Below are 21483 nucleotides of genomic sequence, written 5' to 3'. Positions count from 1 at the left end.
GCGCATGTTTGACACCGCCTGCCCAAGCCCCTAGCCCGCATCCCGGAGACCAAGCATGACCGACCTGCACTTCCAGACACCGCTCGACGAAGACACGCTCCGCGCGCTTTCCATTCCCGCGCCCTGGGGCTTCGGCATCGCCGACCGTGTCCGCTTCGGAGAGCTCGACGTGCTCGCCCATGTCAACAACACCACCTATCTGCGCTGGCTCGAGAATTTTCGCATCAGCTATTTCCGGGAGTATGGCGTGGCCGATTACCGGGGGCAGTTCCCACGCATCGTGCTCCGTCAGATCGGGATGGATTTCCTCGCCGAGATGACGCTCGGCCAGGACTACGTCATCACCGGGCGCACGGCCTCGCTGCGCCAGAGCTCGTTTCGGATGGATTACGCGGTCTGGGCCGGCGGGCGCTGCCGCGCGACCGGCTGGGCGGTGCTCGTGTGGCTCACCGATGACGGCCAGAAGGCGCCCATCCCCGCCGCCGTGCGCGAGACATTCATCACACGCGACGGGGCCGAGGCCGCCTAGCCGCGCAGATAGCGGACAAGCGCCTGCGTCGACGGGTCTTTGCCGTCGGCTTTCTCCTCGCCGTCCATGATCGGGCCGAGGGCGGTGGCGAGCTCCTTGCCCAGCTCCACACCCCACTGGTCGAAGCTGTTGATCCCGAGGATCACCCCCTCCACGAAGACGCGGTGCTCGTAGAGCGCGATGATCTGGCCCAGTGTGAAGGGCGTGAGCTTCGGAATGCAGAGCGTCGTGGAGGGGCGGTTGCCCGGGAAGACGCGGTGCCGGGCCTGGCGCTCGAGCTCGTCGCCCTCGAACTTCCCCGCAACCTTTTCGCGTGCTTCCGAGAGGCTCCGGCCGCGCATGAGCGCCTCGGACTGCGCGAGGCAGTTGGCCTGCAGCAAACGGTGCTGATGCGCGAGGTCCGGCTCGTGGCCCTCTCGCGCGACGATGAATTCGCAGGGGATCACGCGCGTGCCCTGATGGATGAGCTGGTAGAAGGCGTGCTGCCCGTTGGTGCCGGGCTCGCCCCAGACCACGGGCCCCGAATTGTAGGGGAGCGAAGTGCCATCCATGGCCACGCCTTTCCCGTTCGATTCCATCTCGAGCTGCTGCAGATAGGCCGGAAGCCGGAGCAGCCGCTGATCATAGGGCAGCACGGCACGGGTGGCATGGCCGCAGCCCTGATTGTGCCAGAGGCCCACGAGCGCGAGCATGAGCGGCAGGTTCCCCGCGCCCTCGGCCTCCCTGAAATGCGTGTCCATGGCCGCGCCGCCCGCGAGCAGCTCCGCGAAATCCTCCGGCCCCACGGCCAGCATGATCGAGAGCCCGATGGGCCCCCAGAGCGAGTAGCGGCCGCCCACCCAATCCTCAAAGCCGAAGACACGCTCGGGCGCGATCCCCCATTCCGCGGTCTTTTCCGCGTTGGAGGAGAGCGCCGCGAATTGCGCACCGGGATCGGAGACGGATGTCGACATCCAGTCCCGCGCGGTGGCGGCATTGGTCATGGTCTCGATGGTGGTGAAGGTCTTCGATGCCACGATCACGAGGGTCGTCGCCGGGTCGAGCGGCGCGAGGATGTCGGAGATGTGAGCCCCGTCCACGTTGCTTACGAAATGCGTCCGCGGGCCGTCATGGAACGGCGCGAGCGCGGCCACGGCCATGACCGGGCCGAGATCGGAGCCGCCGATGCCGATATTGACCACATCGGTGATCGCGCCGCCCTGCCCCGTGAACGCGCCCGAGCGCACGTCCGTCGCAAAGCGCGTCATCGCGGCGAGCGTGTCCTTGACGCCCGGGATCACGTCCTGGCCGTCCACCATGACGGGGCGGTCATGGCTGCGCAGCGCGGCGTGAAGAACGGCGCGGCCTTCCATCTCGTTGATCTTGGCACCCGAAAACATCGCGTCGCGGGCTTCCGCCACGGGCGCTGCGAGCGAAAGCAGCATCTCCCGGGTCTCGGCGTCGATATTCGTCTTCGCGTAATCGAAGAGCAGCCCATCGGCCTCCAGCGAGAAATCCGCGGCGCGGTCCCCGTCAAAGAGATCGAGGATCGCGCGGTCCTTGACCGCCGCGGCTTTGCGCTGGAGTGCATCGAATTTCATCATTCAGCCCAATGTATGTTGGCGGATTTCAGGACGGTGGCGATGGGGGCCTCGGCCGGTGGCAGCTTTTGCGCCCGTTCGAGGGCTTCCCGCTTTTCCGCGCCGGTGATGACGACATGGGTCGTCATGGCGCCCGCGAGCACGTGCGCGGGCAAGGTCACCCGCGGCTCCGGCGCGCCCGGCGCGCGCATGGGCACGAGAAGCGGCGCGTCCGGCGCCAGTGCTTCGGCGAGCCTGTCAGCGCCCGGAAAGATCGAGGCCGTGTGCATGTCCGCCCCCATGCCCAGAAGCAGGACGGAGATCGGCAGCTCTTCCGCGATCGCGGGCATGAGAGCGGGCAGACCATCCTCCGGCGTCTCGGCATCGGTGTAGAACGGGATGAAGCGCGCGGCGGCCGCCCGATCCTGTAGCAGGCGGGCGCGGATGAGGCGCGTGTTGGAGCGCTCGGAGCTTTCGGGCACCCAGCGCTCGTCGCTCAGCATGATGTGCACGCGCTCCCAATCGAGCGAGGACGCACAGAGCGCATCGAAGATCGGGCCCGGCGTCGTCCCGCCCGGCACCACGAAGGACGCCCAGGGATGCTGGAGGAGGCAGTTCTTGAGATCCCCCGCCAACGTGTTGGCGAGGTCCATCATCATGAGCTCGCGGTCAGCGTATTCGATGAACCTCACGTCTTCAGATCCCGCCAGGAGCGCCCGTCCCGGTGGAGCAGAGCATGGGCATCGAGCGGCCCCATGGAACCTACCTCGTAAGGCTTGGGCACGTCGGAGCGCGACTGCCAGCCTTCGATGATGGGGTCTGTCCAGGCCCAGGCCGCTTCCACCTCGTCTCCGCGCATGAAGAGCGTCTGGTTGCCCCGGATCACGTCCATGACGAGCCGTTCATAGGCTTCTGTCGCGATCTCCGCGTCCGGGCCGAGCGCCTCGGCGAATGTCATGTCGAGTGGCACGTTGATGAGACGCATCCCGCCGGGGCCCGGTTCCTTGATCGTCATGTCCATGGTGATGCCCTCGTCGGGCTGGAGGCGGATCGAAAGCACGTTGCGGCCCGGGTCATCGCCGTCGAAGATCGAATGCGGCAACGCCTTGAAGACCACCGCGATCTCCGAGGCACGGGTCGCCAGCTTCTTGCCGGTGCGCAGGTAGAAGGGCACGCCCGCCCAGCGGAAATTGGCGATATGGGCCTTCATCGCAATGAAGCTCTCGGTGAAGCTCCGCTCGTTTTCCGCATCCTCGCGGTAGCTCTGCTCGGTCTCCGTCGCCTCGTATTGCCCGCGCACGATCTCGTGGGGGGCCACGGGCTGCAGCGCGCGGATGACCTTGAGCTTCTCGTCGCGCACGGCGTCGGGCGAGAATTGCGAGGGCGGCTCCATGGCGATGAGGCAAAGGAGCTGCATGAGGTGATTCTGAACCATGTCCCGCATGGCGCCGGACTTGTCGTAATAGGCCCCGCGCCCGCCCACACCCACGGTCTCGGACACGGTGATCTGGATGTGATCGATGAAATTCGCGTTCCAGAGCGGCTCGAACATGACGTTGCCGAAGCGCACGGCCATGAGGTTCTGCACGGTCTCTTTGCCCAGGTAGTGATCGATCCGGTAGATCTGCGTCTCGTCGAAGAAGCTGGCGAGCGTGCTGTTGAGCTCGCGCGCCGAGGCGAGATCGCGGCCAAAAGGCTTTTCCACCACGATCCGGCTTGTCTCGTCGGCGAGGTCATGCTTCTGCAGGCGTTCGGCGATCGGGCCGAAGAGGCTCGGCGCGACCGAGAAGTAGAACGCGTTCACGTGGTCCTTGTCGATCTTGGCCGCGAGATCCGACCAGCCGGTGTCGCCCTTGGCGTCGATGGCGACGTAGTCGAGCCGCTCGAGGAAGGCGCCGAGATCCTTGTGTTCGGCACAGGCCTTTTCGGCGAATTCCTTGATGCCGTCGCGCACGAGCTCCTGGTATTCCTCGGCGCTGATCTCGGAGCGCGCCGCGCCGATGATGCGCGCATCGCGCGGCATCTGTCCCGAGATGAACCGGCGGAAGAGCCCGGGGAGGATCTTGCGGCGCGCGAGGTCTCCCGTTCCGCCAAAGATCACGAGCTCGAAGGTCTCGACGGGGATAACGCGCGCTACCATGGGAAACCTCTTGGTCGTCTAGCGGTCGGTGTTAGCGATAACGGCCTAGCGCATAGGCCCGCTGCCCCGCCTTTGTCCAGCCATGTCTATCAGCGCCCGGCAGGACCTCAAGGCCGGGCGGGGCGATCCCGCCCCCTGCTGGCCATCTGCGCAGGCGCGCGCCTAGGCGTCGAGCTCGCTGTCCCAGTAGAGGAAATCGAGCCAGCTTTCGTGCAGGTAGCCCGGCGGGAACTTGCGGCCCATGTTGCGCAGCTCCTCCGAGGCCGGTTGCCGCGGCGGCTTGCGCAGGGACATCCCCGCCTGCTTCAGGCTGCGAGAACCCTTCTTCAGGTTGCACTTCGAGCAGGCGGCGACGACGTTTTCCCAGCTCGTCACACCGCCGCGCGCGCGCGGCACCACGTGATCGAAGGTCAGGTCATCGCGGGAGCCGCAATACTGGCATTTGAATTCGTCGCGCAGGAACAGATTGAAGCGGGTGAAGGCCACGCGCTTTTGCGGCTTCACGTAATCCTTGAGCACCACCACGGAGGGGATGCGGATCCGCGTGGAGGGGGAGCGGACATATTCGTCGTACTCCGCGACGATATCGACGCGGTCGAGCCACGCCGCCTTGATCGCCTCCTGCCAGGGCCAAAGCGACAGCGGGTAATACGAAAGCGGACGGTAATCAGCATTCAGAACCAGCGCCGGATGCTGCTTCAGGGACTGCGGCGCGCGGACGAAGTTCGTCCTGAATTCACCGTCCATGGCTATAGTCCATCGTCACGTCCATCGGGGCCAAAGCCTCCTTGCTCGTTGCACGCGGGCTCCGAGACGGACCTAAACTGAACGGGCGGACCGCCTCAGCTGGTTTGGACTATATAGTGGGCGCGGCGACTGGCAACCCTGCATATAGCTCCATTCGCGCGAACACGTAGGACAGAAGTGCAACGCATTTGTGACGGTCGCTCAGGCGTAGCCCAGACGCTCCCGAAGGAAGGCCAGCGCGACGGAGAGCCCGTCGGGCGCAATCCCATGGGCCGTACCCTTCATGATGTGGGCGTAGACATCCGTGAACCCCGCCTTCTGAAGCCCCTCGGCGGCCATGGGCAGGCTCTGGGGCGGGACGACATCGTCCTGATCGCCATGGATGAGCAGGATCGGCATGCGCGAGACGACCTCGTCCACGAGAAGCTCGGGCTCGAGCAGGCGCCCCGAGATCCCCACGACCGCCGCCACCGGGTCCTCGCGGCGCGGGGCGGTGTGGAGCGCCATCATGCACCCCTGGGAAAATCCGAGGGTCGCCACCTGCTCCGGCAGGAGGTCGTGGTCCACCATGAGCGCGTCGAGAAAGGCCTGCAGATCGGCGGCTGCCGCGCGCAGGCCGTCGGCGGCGGCTTCCTCGGAAGAGCCATCGATCCACGGGATCGGAAACCACTGCCGCCCCATGGGCATCATAGGGATTTCCTCGGGCGCATCGGGGCTCACGAACATCGTGTCGGGCAAATGCTCTGCCAGCGGGTCCGCGAGCCCGATCAGGTCGTCGGCATTGGCCCCGTAACCATGCAGAAAGACCACAGCCGAGCGGAGCTCTCCCGAGAGCGGCTCGCGTGTTTTGGCGTCGAGCACCCGTGTCATCCGATTCCCTCCCGGCGTTTCTCCTGCGCGTAGTAGGCCCAGAGAATACGCGCAGCAACCGACCGCCAGGGCCGCCAGGCCTCGGCCATGGCGCGGAGCTCCTTTTCCGTGGGGCGGGCCTCCAGCGCGTAGAGCATCCGGGCCCCCTCCTGAAGCGCCAGATCCCCGGCGGCAAAGGCATCGGCGCGCCCGAGCGAAAACTTGGCGTAGATCTCCGCCGTCCAGACGCCGATGCCCGTCACCTGCGTGAGGGTGTCGATCACCGCGTCGTCCGGCATCCGCCTCAGCGCATCGAAATCCACGTCGGACTGCGCCAGCGCGCGAGCATAGCGCATCTTCTGTCGGCTGAGGCCCACCGCGCGCAGGGCCACGTCATCGGCCCGGGCCATCGCCGCGCGGTCGTGGAGCCCAGCGGCCTCAAGCCTGCCCCAGATCGCCTTGGCCGACGCGACAGACACCTGCTGGGAAACGATGGCCGAAAGAAGCTCCGCAAAACCCTCCGCGCGCAACCTGAGCGGCAGCGGCGCGCAAGCGGCATAGCCGCGCGCGAGCCCTGCATCCCGCGCGGCGAGCCAGTCTGCACCCTCGGCGACGCAGGCGTCCGAGACGATGATGCGCCCTATGCTTGGCTCTTGATCCACGCGATGGCCTCCTCGGCGCTGGCGGCTTTCGGCCCCGGGGGCTGGGGCGGTCGCGCGATCATGGCAACGGGAAGACTGAGCGCACGCGCCGCCGTGAGCTTCGTGGCCGAAGACGCGCCACCGGCGTTCTTCACCACGAGCCAGTCGATCCCCAGCCCCTCGAAAAGCGCCCGTTCATCGGCCACACTGAAGGGCGGCCGCCCGATGAGAAACTCGCCGTTTGGGAACGGAAAGGCGCGCTCCGGCGGATCGATCTGGCGACAGATGAGGTGACAGTTTGCGAGCCCGTGGAAGCGATCGAGCGTCTGGCGCCCCGTGGCCAGAAAGACGCGCGCGCCGGGCGGGATGAGCGCGGCGGCGTCCTCTTCGGCGGCGATCTCGTGCCACCGGTCACCGTCCCCTGCGGCCCATGGCGGCCTCAGAAGCTGGCGGTAGGCGATCCCGAGGGCGCGCGTGACCCGCGCTGTCCGCTCCGAGATCGCGGCGGCGAAGGGATGCGTGGCGTCGAGGACATGGGTGATGCCCGCGTCCTCCAGGTACGCGCGAAAGCCGTCCTCCCCACCGAAGCCGCCCACGCGCGTCTCGATCCGCGGCAGCTCCGGCGCCCGCGTCACCCCGGCGAAAGAGGCCACGGCGGGCACCGCGGCCCCGTGAAGCCAGCTCGCTATGTCCCGCGCCTCGCGCGTGCCTGCGAGGAGAAGAAGCTTCATCGCCCGCTCATGCCTGCGCCAGGATTGCGCCTGCCCGGTCAACGACGACCGTGTCCACGGCCACGCCAGGCACGTAGGCCTGCGCGATGTCCCGCGCGGTCTCGGCCACCCAGGCGGCCATGTCCGGGGCGAGAGCCACGGCCTCCAGCGCGGTGTTGGCGCCACTGAGCTCCGGCATCCCGAAGCGGGTGGCGAGCGCGTCGAAATCCACCTGGCTCCGGGCGGAATGCAGATCTCCCGCGCCTTGCGCGAGCTTCGTCATCTTGCCGATGCCGCCGCCGATGGTGATCCGGGGCACCGGGTGCCGCGCGAGATACTTGAGGAGCCCGCCGGCGAAATCGCCCATGTCGAGCATGGCGTGATCCGGCAGCCCGTGGAGCGCCTGCACAACACGCTCCGAGGTGGCCCCGGTGCAGCCGGCGACATGGGCCAGCCCGTCGGCGCGGGCCACGTCGATGCCGCGATGGATGGAGGCGATCCATGCCGCGCAGGAAAACGGGCGCACGATGCCCGTGGTGCCGAGGATCGAGAGCCCACCCTCGATGCCGAGCCGGGGGTTCCACGTGCGCTGGGCAAGCTCGGCGCCGCCCGGGATGCTGATCCGCACTTCCATGTTCACGGGCTGCCCCAGCGCCGCGCAGGCCTCGCCCACCGCTTGCGCGATCATCTCGCGCGGGACCGGGTTGATCGAGGGCTCGCCCACGGCGATGGGGAGACCGGGCTTCGTCACCCGCCCCACGCCGTCGCCCGCGGCATAGCGCAGACCCGCGCCGCCCGGAGTGACACGAGAAATGACGAGCGCGCCGTGGGTGACGTCCGGGTCGTCACCTGCATCCTTGGTGATGCCCACCTCGGCCCAGCCTGCGCCGCGCGCGCTGTGGGCCACCGCGAAGGTGGGCGTCTCGCCCCGCGGCAAGGTGATCCTCACCTCCCGCACCGGGCCCGCGCCCCAAAGGAGATGGCACGCCGCCTTGGCCGCCGCCGCGGCGCAGGCGCCCGTCGTCCATCCGCGGCGGAGCTCTCCTTCCGGCTTGCGTCCCATGGCGCGGACATTCCTGCTGTGTCCCGGTGACGTCAACAGGCAAGGGCGCGTCGTTTGTCCCCTATCGCTGCAGCGCAGAGGCGCGTATCACCAACTCGATGACGCATCAGCTGCCCTCCCTCCCCGGCTCCGACTGGCCCGTGCACGCGCGCGGCTGGGTGTGGCTCTGCGGCGCGGGGCCGGGCGATCCGGGGCTGATCACGCTTCACGCGCTCAACGCGCTGCGGCAGGCCGATGTGATCGTCTACGACGCGCTCGTGGGCGAAGGCATCCTTGACTGGGCCCCGCAGGCCGAGCGCCTATATGCCGGCAAGCGCGGCGGGCGACCCTCGGCCAAGCAGCGCGATATCTCCCTCCATCTCGTGGAGCTCGCCCGGGCGGGCAAACGGGTGTTGCGGCTCAAGGGCGGCGATCCCTTCGTCTTCGGGCGCGGCGGCGAGGAGGCCCAGACCCTCGTGCAACATGGCATCCCCATCCGCATCATTCCGGGCATCACGGCGGGCATCGGCGGCCTGGCCTATGCCGGTGTGCCCGTCACCCATCGCGACGTGAACCAGTCAGTCACCTTTGTCACCGGCCACGATCAGACCGGCGCGGCGCCGAGTTCGCTCGACTGGACCGCCATCGCGAAGGGCTCGCAGATGATCGTGATCTACATGGGCATGAAGCACCTGCCCCAGATCACCGCCCGTCTCTTGGCCGCCGGACGCGTAGCCGATGAGCCGGTGGCCCTCGTGACGACTGCCACCACTGCGGAGCAGCGCGTTCTTGAGACGACGCTTTCCCGCGCAGTAGAAGACGCCGCGCGCGCGGCGCTCGAGCCGCCGGCGATCATCTGCATCGGGAAAGGCGTCCTCATGCGGCAGGCCCTCGACTGGCAGGCCATGGCACAGGGAATCGCGCCCCGCGACACCGACCCGCTCCACCGGGGGCGCCCCGCTGAGAGCGCATGAAGGCCACGCTGATCGCCGCGCCGAGCTCTGGCGCGGGCAAGACCACCGTCACTCTCGCCCTGCTCCGCGCCCTCGCGCAGGACGGCCATGCGCCCCGGAGCCTGAAACTCGGCCCCGATTACATCGACCCGGCGTTTCATGCCGCCGCCACCGGGCAGCCCTGCCTCAACCTCGATCCCTGGGCCATGGAAGCGTCGCTCCAGCGCGCCATCCTCGCGGGCCCGGGCCCCCTCGTGGTGGAGAGCGCCATGGGCCTTTTCGACGGCGCAGGGCTGCGCGGTGTCGGATCGGCGGCCGATGTCGCCGCCCGCTTTGATCTGCCCATCACCCTTGTCGTCGATTGCGCGCGCGCTGCACACACGGTGCCCGCCCTCGTCGCCGGGCTCGTCGATCATCGCCCCGGCCTCCGCTTTCACGGCGTCGTCCTCAACAATGTGGGCTCGCCCCGGCATGAAGCCTTGTTGCGCGCGGCCTTCGAGGGTCATGCGCTCGACAGCCTTGCCGCCTTGCCCCGGTCGGCGGGCCTGTCGTTGCCGAGCCGGCACCTCGGCCTCGTGCAGGCAGCAGAGCACCCCGATCTCGGGCAAACGCTGGACGCTGCTGCCGCTTGGCTCCGGGGGGCCGTGGATCCGGCAGCGCTTCTTGGCAACGCGCCGGATCCTGCGCCAGAGGCCCCGCGTCTCGACCCACCGGCCCAACGGATCACCGTGGCCCAAGATCAGGCGTTTTCATTTGCTTATCCGCATCTCTTGAAGTCCTGGCAGGAGGCGGGCGCGTCGATCTCGGTGTTCTCGCCGCTGGCCGATGAAGCTGTCCCCGAGGCGGACCTCGTCCTTCTGCCGGGCGGATACCCCGAGCTCCATGCGGGCCGCCTCGCCTCGGCGCACACCTTCATGCGAAGCCTGCGAAACGCCGCTCAATACACTGAAATATATGGAGAATGCGGAGGTTACATGGCGCTCGGAGAAGTCCTGGTCGACGCCGACGGGACCACGCACCAGATGGCAGGCCTCCTGCCCCTCGTCACAAGCTTCGAGCGTCGCGCGCTCCACCTCGGCTACCGCGACCTCACGGCGCGCGGAGGCCCCTTCGGCGGACGCTGGCGCGGGCACGAATTCCACTACTCGACGACGCTGAAGGAAGAGGGCCCGCCGCTCTTCGACGCGCAGGACGCCGACGGGCAGGATCTCCCACCCATGGGTCTCCGCCACGGGCGCGTCTCGGGCTCCTACGCGCATCTCATCGCCCCGCGCGCTTGAGCGCCCTTGTGGCCCCCACGCGGGCGGCGTAACGCTACTTCCATGACCTCCCAGATGCACGATAGGCCCGACGACCGGCGCGCCCTGCGCAACGTCGTCATCCTCGTCGCGGCCATGGCCATGCTGGGCAGTCAGATCACCATGATCTTCGTCATAGGCGGGCTGGCCGGGCAGATGCTCGCGCCTAATCCCTGCCTTGCGACGCTGCCCATCTCGCTCATCGTGTTCGGCTCCATGACGACGGCGCCCTGGCTTTCGCGGCTGATGCAGGCGCAGGGCCGCGTGGCAGGTTTCATGACCGGCAGCGCGGGCGGGCTCGTGGGCTCCATCATCGGGGCCTACGCGCTTTCGACGGCGGATTTCTGGATGCTCCTCGTCGGCTCTTATTTCACCGGCATGTACATGTCGGCGCAGGGCTTTTACCGCTTTGCGGCCGCCGACACCGCCTCCGACGCATTCCGCCCCAAGGCGATCTCCTATGTCATGGCAGGCGGACTCATTTCGGCACTGATCGGTCCGCAACTTACCAAGGTCACCAACGACATCTTCGCGATCCCCTTCATGGGCACCTATCTCGCGGCAGGCGCCATCAACCTCGTCGGCATGGTCCTCTTTCTCTTCCTCGATCTGCCAAAGCCGCCCAAAGGCCAGCACACAAAGGCCGGGCGCACCACGTGGGAGATGCTCAAGACCCCGCAGATCGCCGTGGCCGTCATCTGCGCCATGGTCTCCTACGCGCTGATGAACCTCGTCATGACCTCGACCCCGCTCGCGGTCGTGGCCTGCGGCTTCACGGCCGGCAATGCCGCCGATGTCGTCAGCGGCCATGTGATTGCAATGTTTCTACCCTCGTTCTTCACGGGCCATCTCATAGCGCGCTACGGTGCGGAGCGGATCGTGGCCATCGGGCTCGCCACGCTCGCGCTCGCGGGCGTCGTGGCCATCGCCGGGGTGGAGCTCGCTAACTTCTTCATCGCCCTCATCCTGCTCGGCGTCGGGTGGAATTTCGGCTTCATCGGCGCCACGAGCATGCTCACGGCCGCCCATGCTCCCCAGGAGCGCGGGCGCATTCAGGGCGCCAATGACGCCATCGTCTTTGGCTGCGTGACGCTGGCATCCCTCGCCTCGGGCGGGCTCATGAATTGCTCCGGCAGCTCCGCCGTGGTGGGCTGGAGCGCGGTCAATTTCGCCATGGTGCCCTTCCTCGCGCTGGCGGGCGGGGCGCTCTTCTGGCTCATGCTGAAGACCCGCACAGCGCAACCGGCGGAATGACAATGGAACTCTCGCGCACCATCACCGGGCTCAATGCGGGCGGCGATGACGGCTGGGGCCTCTTCTACGAGGCGCGCCGCCGCAAGGCCGCGGGCGAAACGATCCTCGAGCTCACCATCGGCGAACACGATATCGGGACCCATCCCGCGATCCTCGACGCGATGCATGCCTCCGCCAAGGCGGGGCACACCGGCTATGCCATGGTGCCGGGCGTTGACGCCTTGCGTGATGCCGTGGCCGCGCGGGTCGCCGCGCGCACGGGCGTGCCCACGGGCCGCGAGAACGTGCTCATCACCCCGGGCGGGCAGGCCGCGCTCTTTTCCGCGCACAAGGCCGTGCTCGATCCCGGTGATCTGGGCCTTTTTCTCGATCCCTATTACGCCACCTATCCCGGTACGATCCGCGGCACCGGTGCCCGGGCGCAGGCCATTGCCTGCCGCCCGGAAGACGGCTTCGCCCCACGCGCGGGCGACCTTCGCGCCGCTGCCGCCGCGGGCGCGCGAAGCATCCTGATCAACACGCCCAACAATCCGACGGGTGTGGTCTACGGTCGGGAGACGATCGAGGGCATCGCCGAGGTGGCGCAGGAGGCCGGGCTCTGGGTCATCTCCGACGAGGTTTATGACGCGCAGGTCTGGCGCGGCGCGCATCTGAGCCCCCGCGCCATGCCCGGCATGGCGGAGCGGACGCTCGTCATCGGCTCCATGTCAAAGAGTCACGCCATGACAGGGTCCCGCGTGGGCTGGATCGTGGGGCCAGAAGAGGCGATCTCGCGGCTGATCGATCTGGCCACCGCCACGACCTACGGCGTGCCGGGCTACATCCAGGATGCCGCGCTCTTTGCCCTCCGCGAGGGCGACTGGCTCGAGGCGGAGGTGGGGGCGCCCTTCGCGCGCCGCCGCACCCGCGCCGAGGAGATGCTCGCCGCGCAGCAGGTGGTGGGCCTCGTGCCCTCGGGCGGGGCCATGTATCTCATGCTCGACATCCGCCGCACGGGCCTCGATGGCGAGGCCTTCGCCGCCCGGCTTCTGGATGAGGAGGCCATCGCGGTCATGCCCGGCGAGAGCTTCGGCCGCGCCGCCGCCGGCCATGTGCGCGTGGCCATGACGCTCGAGGATAGCGCCTTCGCGGAGGCCCTTGCGCGGCTCCTCGACTTTGCCGCGCGGCAGAGCGGCTGACGCGAAATCCCTCCGGGACGTGTCGCGAACAGTCCGCGCCGTCGCTTTTGCACAAGATCGCGCCGCATGGGCCGCGTTCCATGGTGCCATGACGGCCTCGTCTCGCATCGGCGGAGCATGGCGGCACGTGCTCACCCAGCGCACCATCGGCGCGCGCCGGGGCCGTGCGGCACGGGGGAGACCTGCGGGGCGTTGAGCCCCCTTCCCCATCTCCCACGCCGAGGACCCTACCATGAACGATCTGACCCCACCCCGCCCCGCCCGTTCCGGCGGGCGCGCTGCGCGTCGCGCGCTTCGTGCAGCACCGCCCGAGAAGACCGACCGCCCGGTATGGCCAGGCCTCGAAGGCGGCACGCTCAAGCTCTTGACGGACACGGAAGTCGAGCGGATCCACGCGGCCGCGCTCACCTGCCTCGAAGACATCGGCCTCGCTGACGCGCCGGCCTCCGGCGTCGACATCATGACCAGTGCCGGCGCGGTCCTCGGAGATGATGGCCGCCTCCGCTTTCCGCGCGCGCTCGTCGAGGACATGCTCGCCAAGGCCGCGCGGGGGATCACTGTTCATGGGCGCGACGCGGCCTTCAATCTCGAGCTGAGTGGGACGCGCGTCCATTACGGGACAGCGGGCGCGGCCGTGCACATGGTCGATATCGACGGGAATGCCTACCGCGAGAGCACGCTACAGGACCTTCACGACGCCGCGCGGCTCACCGAGCAGCTGGAAAACGTGCATTTCTTCCAGCGCCCCATGGTGGCACGCGACGTCGCCGATGCGCGCGAGCTCGATCTCAACACGATCTACGCCTCCGTGACTGGCACGCGAAAGCACGTGGGCACCTCGATCACCGATGCCGCCCACGTGCCGGACATCCTCGAGATGCTGCACATGATGGCGGGCGGCGAAGCGGCATGGCGCGCGCGGCCCTTCGTCTCCAATTCCAACTGTTTCGTCGTTCCCCCGATGAAATTCGCCACCGAGAGCTGCCTGGTGATGGAGGCTTGCATTCGCGGCGGCATGCCTGTGCTCCTCCTCTCGGCGGGTATGGCGGGAGCCACGGCCCCCTCCACCACGGCGGGCGCCATCGTGCAGGCCACGGCGGAATGTCTCGCGGGCCTCGTTTACGTGAACGCCATCGCGCCCGGACATCCGGCGATCTTCGGCACCTGGCCCTTCGGGCTCGACCTGCGCACGGGGGCGATGTCCATCGGCTCGGGCGAGCAGGCGCTGCTGACGGCGGGCTGTGCGCAGATGCATCAGTTCTACGGGCTGCCGGGTGGCGCGGCGGCGGGGGCCTCCGACGCCAAGCTCCCGGACATGCAGGCGGGCTGGGAGCAGATGTGCTCCAACGTCACCGCGGGCCTCGCGGGGTGCAACATGATCTACGAGGCCGCTGGCATGCATGCCTCGCTCCTCGGCTTCTGCTTCGAGAGCCTCGTGATGGGCGATGACCTCATCGGTCAGGCGCTGCGCTGCGTGCGCGGGATCGAGGTTTCTGAAGATACCCTCGCGGTGGACACGATCCGCGAGACCGTCCTGGGCGCAGATGGCACGGGCGGGCCCGGCCACTACCTCGGCGCGGGACAGACGCTGGCACGGATGGAAAAGGATTTCGTCTATCCCACGCTGGGCGACCGCACCTCACCCAAGGAATGGGACGAGAACGGCAAGCCAGATCTCGTGGCCGCGGCCAGGGCCCGGACGGCGGCGCTCCTGGTTGCGCCCAATGGGGCGATGCTCGATCCGGCCACGGACGCCGCGCTCCATGCCCGCTTCGCCCTCCATCTCAGGCCCTAGCTCGCCTCGGCGCGTTCCTCGAGCGCGAGCCATTCCTCTTCCGCGCGCGCGAGCGCCGCGTGCCGCTCCACGAGTGCGTCGGTAGCTTTCTGGAATTTCACCGGCGCGTCCGTGAAGAGCCCGGGCTGAGCGAGAAATGCCTCGAGCTTCGCGATCTCGGCGCTGAGGCGGTCGATCTCGCCGGGCAAGGCATCGAGCCGGTGCTTTTCGGTGAAGCTGAGCCCTGCGCTGGCGGCTCCAGTGGGCGCGGTCTCTTTTTTGCCTAGCGCGCCAGCTTTGGGCGCAGCGGACGGCCGCTCCTGCGTGGGCTTTTGCGCCGGCTTCTGGGCCTGGTAGTCGCTCCAGCCGCCCGCATAGACGATGAGCCGCCCCGCGCCCTCGAAGGCCACAGTGGCTGTCGCCACACGGTCGAGGAAATCCCGGTCGTGGCTCACGAGAAGCACGGTGCCGTCATACTCGCCCAGGATGTCCTGCAGGAGGTCGAGCGTCTCCACGTCGAAATCATTGGTCGGTTCGTCGAGGATCAGCAGGTTAGACGGCTTCGCCATGAGCTTGGCCAGCAGAAGCCGCGCCTTCTCGCCGCCCGAGAGCGAGCGGACAGGCGCGCGGGCCTGCGCCTCGTCGAAGAGGAAATCCTTGAGATAGCCCACCACATGCTTGGGCGCGCCGCGCACCATGATCTGGTCCGCGCGGCCAGAAACGCGCAGTCCCTGCTCGGAGGTGAGCGCCTCCCAGAGGCTGAGCTCCGGATCGATCTGCGCGCGCGCCTGATCGAAATAGGCGATCTCGAGATTGGTCCCGAGCTTCACATTGCCCGCGTCGGGCGCAAGCGCGCCCGTGAGCATGTTGAGCACGGTCGTCTTGCCCACCCCGTTCGGGCCGACGAAGGCGATCCTGTCCCCGCGCTGGACGGTGAGCGAGAAGTTCTTGGCGATGTCCTTGCCGTCGAAAGCCTTCGAGAGGCCCGTGGCCTCGATGACCTTCTTGCCGCTCTTCTTGCCCGCTTCGATCTCAAGCGCAGCCGCGCCCTGCCGGGTGATCTGCGAGGCCCGCTCGGCGCGCAGGTCCTGGAGTGCCCGCATACGGCCCTGGTTGCGCTTGCGCCGCGCGCTGATGCCCTCCACGGCCCATTTCGCCTCGGCCTTGATCTTGCGGTCGAGCTTGTGGCGCTTGTCGTCCTCCTCGGCCCAGGTCCTGTCGCGCCAGGCCTCGAAGGCGCTGAAGCCCTTCTCCTGCCGCCGCACCTCGCCCCGGTCGATCCAGAGCGTGGCGCGCGTAAGCGCGGAGAGGAACGCACGGTCGTGAGAAATAACGACATAGCCCGTGCGCGTGGCGCGGAGCTGGTCCTCGAGCCAGCCGATGGCCTCGATGTCGAGGTGGTTGGTGGGCTCGTCGAGCAGCATGAGCTCCGGCGCCTCTGCCCAGATCTTGGCCAGCGCGGCGCGGCGACGCTCCCCGCCCGAGGCAGTCTCCACCGCGCGCGCCGGGTCGAACTTGAGCCCCTCGCCCGCCATCTCGACGCGGTAGGCCTCACTCGCGTCGAGCGCGGACATCGCGAAATCGCCCAGCGTCGAGAAGCCAGCCATGGACGGGTCCTGCTCCATGTAGCCCACGCTCACGCCCGAGGGCAGCACGCGCTCGCCGCGGTCCGGCTCGACTAGGCCCGCCATGACCTTCAAGAGCGTGGATTTACCGGATCCGTTGCGCCCGACGAGCGCCACGCGGTCCCCGGGATGCACCACGAGCGAGAGCGCGTCGAACACGGGCGTGCCCCCGAAGGTAAGCGAGATGTCATTGAGCTGGAGAAGCGGTGCCTGGGCCATGGCGGGGAGCTATGGCGAGGGGCGCGCAAGGTCAATTCCGGGCATTGCGCGGGCCTGCGAAAGAGGCCCGGCGCTCAGCCGGCGACCGCGCGCAGCAAACGCTTTCTCGCGGCGGGGATGGCCGCGATCTCGAGGCCAGTGAAGACGTGCAAGGTCCCCAGGTCGCGATCCACCACGGCGTGATCGCTCACCCAGCCGCCCATCGCGAGGTAGGTCTTCAGGAGCGGCGGCATCGCGCGCATGGCGCGCCTGACGTCCGGCCGCAATCCCAGCCGTTCGGCGAAGCGCACCACCTGCGGGGCCTTCACACGCGGCCGCCAGCGGCCCGGCGCGAGGTGACGCTCCCGGAGCATGGCGAAGGCGTCGTGATAGGCCTCGGCCTCGGTGCCATCAAAGGAGGAGCAGCCAAAGAGCATCTCGACCCCGCGCGCATCCACATAGGCGGTCATGGCGCCCCAGGCGATGCGCAGGATATCGGGATCGCGCGCGCCGCGCGCCGTGCAAAACCGGCCGAGCTCCGCCATGGGGGCGTCATAGGCCTCGAGCGCGGCAAGCCCGTAATACTGCGCCGAGTAGCTGCGCCCGATCTCGGCTCCCCGGCTCAGCGGCATGAGCCGGAAACAGCAGAGGATCTCGCCGGTGCGGCGCTCCTCGACGACGACATGGTCGCAATGGGCATCGAATGCGTCCCCGTCCCGTGCGACGCCCGCGCGAAAACACAGCGCGCGCAGCCGCTGCACGGCGGCCATGTCCTCCGCGGACCGCGCGAGCCGCGCCCGGTAGCTTCCCCTTTCGAGGCTCAGCATGCCCATCGTTCCCTTCGCCGTTGACGCCGCACCCCTTGGCCCCGCGCGCTTCGAGACATAGCTCTTGGGCAGCGGCATGGCACGGGCCATGTGACAACTCAATGACGCAACGAAACGGACGTACCGCATGGACAAGATCGTCAAATCAGACGCCGAGTGGAAAGAGCAGCTGAGCGACCTCGCCTACAAGGTCACGCGCAAGCACGGGACGGAGCGCGCCTTTACCCACGAGAGCTTTCCGGAGGGGCCCGGCCTCTTCCGCTGCATCTGCTGCGAGGCACCGCTCTTCGATAAGGCGCACAAGTTCGACAGCGGGACGGGCTGGCCGTCCTTTTACCAGCCGGCCGAGGATGCTCCCATCGGTGAGAGCGTCGATAACAGCTGGTTCATGCGCCGCACGGAGGTCCATTGCGACCGCTGCGATGCCCATCTCGGCCACGTTTTCCCGGACGGGCCGCAGCCCACAGGGCTGCGTTACTGCATCAATGGCGTCGCGCTGACTTTTCAGGAAGAAGACTGAGGCCGTCAGAGCCCGCCAGGGCTTGCAAGGGACCCTCAGAGACCGCCGCCGCCATCGTCGCCGCCGCCCAAGATGCGCGTGGCGTCGAAGCGGCCAAGATTGCCGAGCAGCTGCCGCAGGAAGGTCGTGTCCTCCACAGCCGAATCCGTCACGCGGCGCGACAGCGGCACGACCCGCCCATCGGCGAGCGTGAACCGCTCGATGTTGCTGACCACGCCGTCCTCGTCGAAGCGCACGGCCACGAGCTGCCGGTCGATGACCTCCGGCGCGCGGAAGCCGAATTGCCGGCGTCGGTCAGCAAGGTAATAGAACGCGCCATCGGTGAGCACGCCGCTCGTCGAGGGCCGCCCTATGACATCTTCCACCGTCGCGCGCGTATCTACGCCCACGATCACCTCCGCGAGTTCAGCGTCGGTGGGCGCATAGCCGTGATTGCGGAAGGTCGCGGTGCACCCCGCAACGGCCAGTGCGCTTGCCAGCAGCGCCCCCCTCAGGAGCAGTCCCCGTGTGTGCATGATGGCCCTATCCCGGCTTCAGTCGCGCCGCCTTTTACCGGCGGTGGGCATGGTGTAACAGCGCGGACGCGAAATTTTCAAGCGAGAGACGAGGCCCATGGCATCTGACACAGTCCTCCCCCTGGCCAAGCTCCCGGCAGACGGGCCGCACCGCGTGGCGTGGACCGCCTCCGACGCCGACAGGCGCGCGCTCATGGACGCGCTCGATCTCCGCGACCTGCGCAAGCTCAAGGCCACGCTCACCCTCACGCCCCGCGGCAAGCGGGACTGGCACCTGACGGCCGATTGGGGCGCCACGGTGGTGCAATCCTGCGTCGTGACCCTAGGGCCCGTGACGTCCCGGCTCGACCGCAGCGATAGCCTCCTCTTCACCGCCAAGATGCCCGAGATCACCGAGGCGGAGAGCGAGATGCCCGAGGACGAAACGCTCGAGCCCCTGGTGGACGAGGCGCCGATCCTGCCCATCCTGCAGGAGATGATCGCGCTCGCCCTGCCCGCCTATCCCCGCGCCGAGGATGCCGAACTGGGAGAGGCGATCTTTGCAGCACCGGACGTCACGCCCATGAGCGACGAGGATGCCAAGCCATTCGCCGGTCTCGCCGCGCTCAAGTCGAAGCTGGAGGGCGATGGCTGAGGCCACGCCGCGCTTTCAGCGCATGCGCACAGTCTTTCCGCGGCAAACCCCTTGCGCGTGTGAAAGAGGTGCTTTAGAGCCCGCCAAACTTTCGAAATTATGGCGCGCGACCATGCGCGCTCCCGATCCGAGGTTCAGACATGGCCGTTCAACAGAATCGCGTCTCCAAATCGCGCCGCAACAACCGCCGGGCCCACCACAGCCTCGTGGCCGCGAACCCCAACGAGTGCTCCAACTGCGGCGAGCTCAAGCGCCCGCACCACGTGTGCCCGTCCTGCGGTCATTATGACAATCGCGAGGTTATCGCGATGGTGGACGAGATCGACCTCGAAGACGAAGACGCCGCCTAAGTCGCGCGCGCTTCATGACCGGCGCGAGCACCTCCGCGCGAGCCTCGGGCGGTGACGGCGCGATCGTCGTCGCCATTGACGCCATGGGCGGCGACCAGGGCCCTAGTGTGATCGTTAAGGGCATGGCCATCGCCGCCTCGAAGGATCCGACGCTGCGCTTCGTCCTGCACGGGCCGACCGAGCAACTCACGCCGCTGGTGGCCAAGCGCAGACTCACAGAGATCACGACCATCCGCGATGCCTCCGGCGTCGTGTCGATGAACGACAAACCCTCCCACGTCATGCGCCACGGCAAGGACACCTCCATGTGGGCGTCCATCGAGACGGTGCGCGCGCGCGAAGCCAGCGTCTGCGTGTCCTGCGGCAATACCGGCGCGCTCATGGCCGTGGCCATGGTGCGGCTCCGAAAGCTGCCCGGCGTGAACCGGCCCGCCATCGCGGTCCTCTGGCCCTCCTCCAATCCGCAGGGCTTCAACGTCCTCCTCGATGCCGGGGCCGATATCCGGGCCGACGAGACCGACCTCATGCAATACGCGCTCATGGGCGTGAGCTACGCGCGCAACGGGCTCGACATCCCGCGCCCCCGCGTCGGGCTCCTGAACGTGGGCACCGAGGAGCACAAGGGCCGGGCCGAGATCAAGGTCGCCGCGGAGCTCATCGCCGCGCAGGCTCACGAGGCGAAGTTCGATTTCGTGGGCTTCGTGGAAGGCGGGCAGATTCCGGGCGACAAGGTCGACGTGATCGTCACCGACGGCTTCACCGGCAACATCTCGCTGAAAACCGGCGAGGGCACGGCGAGCTTCATCTCGGCCTCGCTGCGCGACGCATTCCGGCACACGCCGCTCTCGCGGCTGGCGGCGCTCATGGCCTATACCTCGCTCAACCGCCTGCGGAAGCGGATCGACCCGCGGCGGGTGAACGGTGGTGTCTTCCTCGGCCTCAATGGTACCGTCGTGAAGAGCCACGGCTCGGCCGATGCCACGGGCGTGGCCGCGGCGATCAATCTGGCCAGCCAACTCGCGCGGTCGGGCTTCACGGAGCGTCTGGCGGCGCGCGTGGCCCAGGCGGGCGGGTTCCTGCCCGCAGATGAAGAGGACAAGGTATGACGACCCTGCGCGCGGTGATCCGCGGCTACGGCCACCACCTCCCCGCGCGCGTGGTTGAAAACGCCGAGTTCGAGAAGACCCTCGACACCAACGACGAGTGGATCCGGACCCGCACCGGCATCGAGCGCCGGCATTTCGCCGCCGAGGGGGAGACGACCTCCCAGCTCGGCGCCAAGGCGGCCCTCGCCGCGCTCGAGGATGCGGGCGTGGCCGCCGACGAGGTGGACGCGCTGATCCTCGCCACCTCCACGGCCGACCTCACCTTTCCCTCCGCGGCCACGATGGTTCAGGCCGAGATCGGGATGACCAATGGCTTCGCCTTCGATGTGCAGGCCGTCTGCGCGGGCTTCGCCTACGCCATGACCACGGCCAATTCGCTGATCATCAGCGGGCAGGCGCAGCGCGCCCTCGTGATCGGCGCCGAGACCTTCTCGCGCATCATGGACTGGACGGATCGCGGCACCTGCGTCCTCTTCGGGGACGGCGCGGGCGCGGTCCTCCTCGAGGCACGCAACGCCAAGGGCACGCCAGAAGACCGCGGCATCCTCGCAGCCGAGATCCATTCCGACGGGCGCCACAAGGATATCCTCTACGTCGATGGTGGGGTCTCCACGCAGACGACGGGCGTCCTGCGGATGCAGGGCAAGGAGGTCTTCCGCCACGCCGTGGAAAAGCTCGCGGGCACCGCGCGCACCACGCTCGCCAAGGCCAGCCTCTCGCCCGCCGATATCGACTGGATCGTGCCCCACCAGGCGAACCTGCGCATCCTCTCGGCCACCGCCGACAGGCTCGGCGTGCCCATGGAGAAGGTGGTTGTGACCGTGCAGGATCACGGCAACACGTCAGCGGCATCGATTCCCCTCGCGCTTTCGGTGGCCCATGCCGATGGGCGCCTCAAGGAAGGGGATTTGGTCGTCACAGGGGCCATCGGCGGCGGTTTGGCCTGGGGCTCGGTGGTTTTCCGCGTTTAATTCCGCCCGCCAAGCGCTTGAATTTGGAAGTTTATTGACCCCCTGATTTCGGGCTCCTAACAT

Annotated in this window: 22 protein-coding genes; 11 read left to right on the top strand and 11 right to left on the bottom strand. The window is 68.0% G+C overall.

Annotated elements, in window-relative coordinates; translation table 11 throughout:
* The first annotated feature begins 55 nt into the window (after nucleotides 1-55).
* Entirely contained in the window at nucleotides 56-529 is a 474-nt protein-coding gene (locus AAFM92_04740; protein MEL7299672.1) for a thioesterase family protein, read from the top strand.
* On the opposite strand, the gene pgi is transcribed toward AAFM92_04740, so the two are convergent.
* The 8 genes from pgi to AAFM92_04700 form a co-directional block, all read right to left on the bottom strand.
* Complete coding sequence (gene pgi, locus AAFM92_04735; protein ID MEL7299671.1) at nucleotides 526-2109, bottom strand: glucose-6-phosphate isomerase; 1584 nt, start codon at nucleotides 2107-2109, stop codon at nucleotides 526-528. The two genes, AAFM92_04740 and pgi, sit on opposite strands and share 4 nt — an antisense overlap.
* Nucleotides 2109-2780, bottom strand: coding sequence for a 6-phosphogluconolactonase (gene pgl, locus AAFM92_04730; protein MEL7299670.1), 672 nt, complete (start codon nucleotides 2778-2780; stop codon nucleotides 2109-2111). Before pgl ends, pgi begins: the two co-directional genes overlap by 1 nt.
* Complete coding sequence (zwf, locus tag AAFM92_04725) at nucleotides 2777-4228, bottom strand: glucose-6-phosphate dehydrogenase (GenBank protein ID MEL7299669.1); 1452 nt, start codon at nucleotides 4226-4228, stop codon at nucleotides 2777-2779. Before zwf ends, pgl begins: the two co-directional genes overlap by 4 nt.
* A 162-nt stretch (nucleotides 4229-4390) precedes the next feature.
* Nucleotides 4391-4975 (bottom strand): HNH endonuclease, encoded by a 585-nt coding sequence (locus AAFM92_04720; GenBank protein MEL7299668.1) that lies wholly within the window; start codon nucleotides 4973-4975, stop codon nucleotides 4391-4393.
* 201 nt (nucleotides 4976-5176) lie between these two features.
* Complete coding sequence (locus AAFM92_04715) at nucleotides 5177-5845, bottom strand: alpha/beta fold hydrolase (protein ID MEL7299667.1); 669 nt, start codon at nucleotides 5843-5845, stop codon at nucleotides 5177-5179.
* Complete coding sequence (locus AAFM92_04710) at nucleotides 5842-6486, bottom strand: DNA-3-methyladenine glycosylase 2 family protein (GenBank protein ID MEL7299666.1); 645 nt, start codon at nucleotides 6484-6486, stop codon at nucleotides 5842-5844. The genes AAFM92_04715 and AAFM92_04710 overlap by 4 nt, the downstream gene beginning before the upstream one ends.
* Nucleotides 6465-7196, bottom strand: coding sequence for a cobalt-precorrin-6A reductase (locus AAFM92_04705; GenBank protein MEL7299665.1), 732 nt, complete (start codon nucleotides 7194-7196; stop codon nucleotides 6465-6467). Before AAFM92_04705 ends, AAFM92_04710 begins: the two co-directional genes overlap by 22 nt.
* A gap of 7 nt (nucleotides 7197-7203) precedes the next feature.
* Nucleotides 7204-8238, bottom strand: a complete 1035-nt coding sequence (locus tag AAFM92_04700; GenBank protein ID MEL7299664.1) for a cobalt-precorrin-5B (C(1))-methyltransferase — start codon at nucleotides 8236-8238, stop codon at nucleotides 7204-7206.
* A 98-nt stretch (nucleotides 8239-8336) separates the two neighbouring features.
* Between AAFM92_04700 and cobA the strand changes: the two genes are divergently transcribed.
* From cobA to AAFM92_04675, 5 genes are all read left to right on the top strand, one after another.
* Nucleotides 8337-9191, top strand: coding sequence for a uroporphyrinogen-III C-methyltransferase (gene cobA, locus AAFM92_04695; protein MEL7299663.1), 855 nt, complete (start codon nucleotides 8337-8339; stop codon nucleotides 9189-9191).
* On the top strand, nucleotides 9188-10450 hold the full coding sequence (locus tag AAFM92_04690; protein ID MEL7299662.1) for a cobyrinate a,c-diamide synthase: 1263 nt from the start codon (nucleotides 9188-9190) through the stop codon (nucleotides 10448-10450). The genes cobA and AAFM92_04690 overlap by 4 nt, the downstream gene beginning before the upstream one ends.
* Nucleotides 10451-10504: 54 nt before the next feature.
* On the top strand, nucleotides 10505-11722 hold the full coding sequence (locus tag AAFM92_04685; protein MEL7299661.1) for an MFS transporter: 1218 nt from the start codon (nucleotides 10505-10507) through the stop codon (nucleotides 11720-11722).
* A 2-nt stretch (nucleotides 11723-11724) separates the two neighbouring features.
* Complete coding sequence (locus AAFM92_04680) at nucleotides 11725-12900, top strand: pyridoxal phosphate-dependent aminotransferase (protein MEL7299660.1); 1176 nt, start codon at nucleotides 11725-11727, stop codon at nucleotides 12898-12900.
* 232 nt (nucleotides 12901-13132) lie between these two features.
* A complete protein-coding gene (locus AAFM92_04675) occupies nucleotides 13133-14695 on the top strand; it encodes a trimethylamine methyltransferase family protein (GenBank protein ID MEL7299659.1) in 1563 nt (520 codons plus the stop codon).
* Here AAFM92_04675 and AAFM92_04670 read toward each other — a convergent pair.
* Both AAFM92_04670 and AAFM92_04665 read right to left on the bottom strand, forming a co-directional pair.
* A complete protein-coding gene (locus AAFM92_04670) occupies nucleotides 14692-16518 on the bottom strand; it encodes an ABC-F family ATP-binding cassette domain-containing protein (protein ID MEL7299658.1) in 1827 nt (608 codons plus the stop codon). The genes AAFM92_04675 and AAFM92_04670 overlap by 4 nt on opposite strands.
* Before the next feature lie 74 nt (nucleotides 16519-16592).
* A complete protein-coding gene (locus AAFM92_04665) occupies nucleotides 16593-17330 on the bottom strand; it encodes a GNAT family N-acyltransferase (GenBank protein MEL7299657.1) in 738 nt (245 codons plus the stop codon).
* Nucleotides 17331-17451: 121 nt separating this feature from the next.
* Between AAFM92_04665 and msrB the strand changes: the two genes are divergently transcribed.
* Complete coding sequence (gene msrB, locus AAFM92_04660; protein MEL7299656.1) at nucleotides 17452-17844, top strand: peptide-methionine (R)-S-oxide reductase MsrB; 393 nt, start codon at nucleotides 17452-17454, stop codon at nucleotides 17842-17844.
* Between the two features lie 35 nt (nucleotides 17845-17879).
* Here msrB and AAFM92_04655 read toward each other — a convergent pair whose 3' ends face one another.
* A complete protein-coding gene (locus AAFM92_04655) occupies nucleotides 17880-18359 on the bottom strand; it encodes an outer membrane protein assembly factor BamE (protein ID MEL7299655.1) in 480 nt (159 codons plus the stop codon).
* A 97-nt stretch (nucleotides 18360-18456) separates the two neighbouring features.
* Between AAFM92_04655 and AAFM92_04650 the strand changes: the two genes are divergently transcribed.
* The 4 genes from AAFM92_04650 to AAFM92_04635 all read left to right on the top strand — a co-directional run bounded on the left by AAFM92_04650 (nucleotide 18457) and on the right by AAFM92_04635 (nucleotide 21420).
* Nucleotides 18457-18993, top strand: coding sequence for a DUF177 domain-containing protein (locus AAFM92_04650; protein ID MEL7299654.1), 537 nt, complete (start codon nucleotides 18457-18459; stop codon nucleotides 18991-18993).
* Nucleotides 18994-19133: 140 nt separating this feature from the next.
* Nucleotides 19134-19343: a 50S ribosomal protein L32 gene (rpmF, locus tag AAFM92_04645; protein MEL7299653.1), complete on the top strand. Its 210-nt coding sequence runs from the start codon at nucleotides 19134-19136 to the stop codon at nucleotides 19341-19343.
* A 14-nt stretch (nucleotides 19344-19357) separates the two neighbouring features.
* The gene (gene plsX, locus AAFM92_04640; GenBank protein MEL7299652.1) at nucleotides 19358-20449 is read left to right on the top strand and encodes a phosphate acyltransferase PlsX; all 1092 of its coding nucleotides are present in this window, start codon (nucleotides 19358-19360) and stop codon (nucleotides 20447-20449) included.
* Nucleotides 20446-21420 carry a beta-ketoacyl-ACP synthase III gene (locus AAFM92_04635; GenBank protein ID MEL7299651.1) on the top strand — a complete coding sequence of 325 codons (975 nt, stop codon included), beginning with the start codon at nucleotides 20446-20448 and terminating at the stop codon, nucleotides 21418-21420. Before plsX ends, AAFM92_04635 begins: the two co-directional genes overlap by 4 nt.
* Nucleotides 21421-21483 lie beyond the last annotated feature (63 nt).

It is taken from the genome of Pseudomonadota bacterium (assembly GCA_038533575.1).
GTDB lineage: Bacteria > Pseudomonadota > Alphaproteobacteria > Rhodobacterales > Rhodobacteraceae > Shimia_B.
The sequence above is the reverse complement of the archived record's forward strand: the minus strand, read 5'-3'. Positions and strand labels throughout refer to the sequence as shown.

Excerpts from the sequence above, each read along its gene's own strand:
- AAFM92_04740 (MEL7299672.1), top strand. The coding sequence starts at position 56 with ATGACCGACCTGCACTTCCAGACACCGCTCGACGAAGACACGCTCCGC.
- pgi (MEL7299671.1), bottom strand. The coding sequence starts at position 2,109 with ATGAAATTCGATGCACTCCAGCGCAAAGCCGCGGCGGTCAAGGACCGC.
- zwf (MEL7299669.1), bottom strand. The coding sequence starts at position 4,228 with ATGGTAGCGCGCGTTATCCCCGTCGAGACCTTCGAGCTCGTGATCTTT.
- AAFM92_04720 (MEL7299668.1), bottom strand. The coding sequence starts at position 4,975 with ATGGACGGTGAATTCAGGACGAACTTCGTCCGCGCGCCGCAGTCCCTG.
- AAFM92_04715 (MEL7299667.1), bottom strand. The coding sequence starts at position 5,845 with ATGACACGGGTGCTCGACGCCAAAACACGCGAGCCGCTCTCGGGAGAG.
- AAFM92_04705 (MEL7299665.1), bottom strand. The coding sequence starts at position 7,196 with ATGAAGCTTCTTCTCCTCGCAGGCACGCGCGAGGCGCGGGACATAGCG.
- AAFM92_04700 (MEL7299664.1), bottom strand. The coding sequence starts at position 8,238 with ATGGGACGCAAGCCGGAAGGAGAGCTCCGCCGCGGATGGACGACGGGC.
- cobA (MEL7299663.1), top strand. The coding sequence starts at position 8,337 with ATGACGCATCAGCTGCCCTCCCTCCCCGGCTCCGACTGGCCCGTGCAC.
- AAFM92_04690 (MEL7299662.1), top strand. The coding sequence starts at position 9,188 with ATGAAGGCCACGCTGATCGCCGCGCCGAGCTCTGGCGCGGGCAAGACC.
- AAFM92_04685 (MEL7299661.1), top strand. The coding sequence starts at position 10,505 with ATGCACGATAGGCCCGACGACCGGCGCGCCCTGCGCAACGTCGTCATC.
- AAFM92_04680 (MEL7299660.1), top strand. The coding sequence starts at position 11,725 with ATGGAACTCTCGCGCACCATCACCGGGCTCAATGCGGGCGGCGATGAC.
- AAFM92_04675 (MEL7299659.1), top strand. The coding sequence starts at position 13,133 with ATGAACGATCTGACCCCACCCCGCCCCGCCCGTTCCGGCGGGCGCGCT.
- AAFM92_04670 (MEL7299658.1), bottom strand. The coding sequence starts at position 16,518 with ATGGCCCAGGCACCGCTTCTCCAGCTCAATGACATCTCGCTTACCTTC.
- AAFM92_04665 (MEL7299657.1), bottom strand. The coding sequence starts at position 17,330 with ATGGGCATGCTGAGCCTCGAAAGGGGAAGCTACCGGGCGCGGCTCGCG.
- msrB (MEL7299656.1), top strand. The coding sequence starts at position 17,452 with ATGGACAAGATCGTCAAATCAGACGCCGAGTGGAAAGAGCAGCTGAGC.
- AAFM92_04655 (MEL7299655.1), bottom strand. The coding sequence starts at position 18,359 with ATGCACACACGGGGACTGCTCCTGAGGGGGGCGCTGCTGGCAAGCGCA.
- AAFM92_04650 (MEL7299654.1), top strand. The coding sequence starts at position 18,457 with ATGGCATCTGACACAGTCCTCCCCCTGGCCAAGCTCCCGGCAGACGGG.
- rpmF (MEL7299653.1), top strand. The coding sequence starts at position 19,134 with ATGGCCGTTCAACAGAATCGCGTCTCCAAATCGCGCCGCAACAACCGC.
- plsX (MEL7299652.1), top strand. The coding sequence starts at position 19,358 with ATGACCGGCGCGAGCACCTCCGCGCGAGCCTCGGGCGGTGACGGCGCG.
- AAFM92_04635 (MEL7299651.1), top strand. The coding sequence starts at position 20,446 with ATGACGACCCTGCGCGCGGTGATCCGCGGCTACGGCCACCACCTCCCC.